The 3,230-nt window shown below is 40.5% G+C and carries 4 protein-coding genes; all 4 read right to left on the bottom strand.

Going from position 1 to position 3,230, the window contains the following annotated elements:
• Positions 1 to 53: 53 nt before the first annotated feature.
• The 4 genes from mobV to ABCP60_RS15750 all read right to left on the bottom strand — a co-directional run bounded on the left by mobV (position 54) and on the right by ABCP60_RS15750 (position 2,561).
• Positions 54 to 1,028 carry a MobV family relaxase gene (gene mobV, locus ABCP60_RS15765; RefSeq protein WP_343102169.1) on the bottom strand — a complete coding sequence of 325 codons (975 nt, stop codon included), beginning with the start codon at positions 1,026 to 1,028 and terminating at the stop codon, positions 54 to 56.
• Between the two features lie 646 nt (positions 1,029 to 1,674).
• Positions 1,675 to 1,872, bottom strand: a complete 198-nt coding sequence (locus ABCP60_RS15760; protein WP_343102168.1) for a hypothetical protein — start codon at positions 1,870 to 1,872, stop codon at positions 1,675 to 1,677.
• Between the two features lie 110 nt (positions 1,873 to 1,982).
• Entirely contained in the window at positions 1,983 to 2,168 is a 186-nt protein-coding gene (locus tag ABCP60_RS15755; protein WP_343085157.1) for a DUF6722 family protein, read from the bottom strand.
• Between the two features lie 108 nt (positions 2,169 to 2,276).
• Positions 2,277 to 2,561: a hypothetical protein gene (locus ABCP60_RS15750; protein WP_343085158.1), complete on the bottom strand. Its 285-nt coding sequence runs from the start codon at positions 2,559 to 2,561 to the stop codon at positions 2,277 to 2,279.
• Positions 2,562 to 3,230: the final 669 nt, after the last annotated feature.

Below are 3,230 nucleotides of genomic sequence, written 5' to 3'. Positions count from 1 at the left end.
CCATTGAGTGAGGCTGCCGTTTGGTCGCCTCCCCCTTGGGGGACGGGAGGGGGTTATAGCTTTAGACTGCTGTCTTTTCTTGGGGAGATGTATTTTTCTGGATATAGTTTCTTTTGTTGTTCTTTGATTACTCCCCTAAGCTGTGCGTTTTCTTTCCTTAGCCGTTGGTTTGCCTCCGTCAGTTTTATTTTGCTGTTGTTTTCGTTCCTTATTTGCGCCGTATCGCGTTTTTGTATTTTTTGGAGTATTTCCCTTGTTCCAGAAGAGAAAGCGTCGCAAATCGCCTTATTTTGCTTTATAGCCCAATTTTCCCTACCTATAAGTGGTGGCGTGTCTATTTGCGGCGGCGTTATAAAGACTTCCGGCACTTTTATTCCCTCGGTTGCTGCGGAGTTCATGCACTCGTTGATACGTGCATAGTATTCCCTCACGCTGTCATGGGTGGCGGTGCTGCCCTTGATACCTCGCTGAAGCCCGAATTTGGCTTGCATGGCTTTGCCGTAGCTGTCCTGCAGCTCGGAGAGTTTCCGTCTGTCCCCCATAACCTCTTTCGCTGAAAGCCTGCCGTTCCTGGTTAACGGCACAACGACACAATGGATGTGCGGTGTTCGCTCGTCCATGTGCAGCGTGAAATCTACAACGTTTCTGCTTCCGAACCTTTCGCAGATGAACCGAAAGTTTTCGTTCATCCACTGGGTGAGCTTCTCGGGGTCTTTCCCGATGGCTTTCATTTCCTCGTGGCTTCCCGTAAGGACTATGTTCAGGTGCGTTACTGCGTCCTTGCGGATGGCGGTCTTTCCCTTATAACCCTCTTGGATTCGCCTGTCTATTCTTTCCTGTAATGACCTTCGGTTCTTGAAGGTGTCATAAACATAGACTTTTCCGTTTTCGCCCAAATGGTAGAATAGATTTTTTTCCGAAAGTTTTGGATCTGCATTGAGAACTTTCTTTGTCCGGTCTATATGGCTACCTAATCCGCCGGCTTTACCGGCTGTTCCTTTCTCAATGTGAAGTACTGCGAATCCCATTCTTTTCCCTATGGTTTTGAGTGTTACATTTCAGTTACGGAAGAGGGCGGAAGCCCTCCCCTTTCGGCTTGTCCGAAAGCCCACACTTCGGAACGAAGTATAGTGGGCTATACATCCATCCGAATGGCGGGTGCACAAAAATAGGCAAAACGCTTGGATTTTCCAAACACTTTGCCTACCTTTGTGACGACCAAACGGTAGCCGACCGATACGGGAGAGTTGCCAAAATACAAGCCGCTGGAGTGAATTGACGGGTTCCCGACATCTCCAGCGGATTTATTTTATATGCATATCAAAGAGAAAAATATGATAGAACAACGGAAGAGGAAAAAAGGTTCTTTCAAAAAAGTATTTTGATAGAAATTACCCCATAAATCGGGTAATTTCTACCCATGTGTGTAAAAACACAGAAGTTTTGTATGATTTGTATAAGTTTATGGCTATGTTTGTACTGAATAAAGAGTCGGTTCTTGGTTTTTCATACTTAATAGAACGCTCTGTCCGGCTGTGAAGCCCGATTTTCTTGTTTATGACCCCTTTGTTAACCTATTTCTGATTTAATCAAAAAAGTAAATCGCAAGGCAGGCGCCAAGTTCAGAACTATGGCGCCTGCCTTATATGCAATTAATAAAAAACAAACAGTCCTTTAAAAACTTGGGAAGTCTTCCGGAAACATTTCCGCAAGTTCTCCAAAGTCTATACTCTCCTCTTCGGAAACCTCCACGTACTCCACCCCTTCCAAACCTCTTATCATGCAAGAGAACATCTCCGCACCCGATAGATCGGAAAAGACCTCGTGTCTGGGTTCTCCGTTTTCATGCCAGTAAACACAATATTCTTTCATCGTGCTACTTCTTGATTTGGTGGGCTTCTTTCTTGTCCTGCATCAGGAAATAAAGTCCTCCCACGTTGGCTATTACGATAACCAAACCGAACATAATCAATGCTCCCATGTTATTCTCCTTTCTTTTTGTCCTTGACAAGATATAATCCCCAACCCAACGTAAAGGCTACGGCTAATATTCCACCAAGGTAAATTATCCATTTTTGTTCTACATCTCCAAAAATCGAAGTCAGTATTACTGCTGTAGTAATGTATTTGGCTATATCCATAAGCCATTTACCAAGTTCTTTCTTCATAATGCAAATATAATAAATTAATTAATATTTTATCCCCCTCCCGTCCCCCAAGGGGGAGGCGACCAAACGGCAGCCTCGCTCAATGGAGTGTTACTTGTTTGGGTTGCTTTATTCTATATCTTGTTTTTTGATGGGTTTAAGCCAGGTAGCTCCATATCTGCCAGTAGAGGAATCATATAAAATGGTTACATCTCGATTTTTGGGGTATTTAAAGACGGGTATTTCATTCATGTTTTGATCGTATCCAAAACTGGATTCTACACAAAAATGGCAAGAAATTAAGGCTCTGAATACTTCTTGGGCCAGTAGGAAATCTTCATTCTCCGTTCCTCTTATAGTCATTGCTAATCTGTTATTTATATCGTTTCTATGTATATTTATTACCTTAAGCATTATGATCGTCCTCCCAATTTTCTGATAGTTCTAAATTTAAATTTAATTGTCTTTCTTGTAATTCGTCATATTTGAGCATAATTCCAACTCTTCGGTTATGGCTACCTTTTACGAGCATTTTAGGATTAATCCGGTACATGCAAGGTCTCACTCTTTTCATAAAGTTAGCCTTTATCAGTAGTTGGGTTGTTTCAACTACTGTTGGTCTTGATACTTTTGTTTTTTTCATAGCTTCTGCTATTGTAAAACTCACTTCATTTGAATAGGGATTAATTTCGCCAAGAATCCAAGTAAATAATTGTATTTTGGCTCAACCAAGAATACACATAACTTTTGCAAGGTCATTGAGCCATACCTTATGAAAATTATAATCTGATTGATATGGCTTATCTATAACAGCAAATTCTCTGCTTTCTCCCGTTTGAGGATTAACCCACGTTTCATATCTTACAGCCTGTTCTTTTGTTATTTTATCTTTTGCCATTGAATTATGTTTTTTATATAACTACACGCAAATATAGTTATGTTTTTTTTATAACTAAAGCGCAAATATAAAAATAACAATAGTTATGTTTTTAATTTACCTTTAAGTATGAATTTCCATAACTAAGGGTAAAAAAAAACATAACTCTTAAACCCGTAAACATATTGATTATCAATATGTTATAC

It is taken from the genome of Romboutsia sp. MSSM.1001216sp_RTP31141st1_G3_RTP31141_220114 (assembly GCF_039031195.1).
Lineage (GTDB): Bacteria > Bacillota > Clostridia > Peptostreptococcales > Peptostreptococcaceae > Romboutsia_C > Romboutsia_C hominis.
This window is presented reverse-complemented; position numbering and strand designations above follow the sequence as displayed.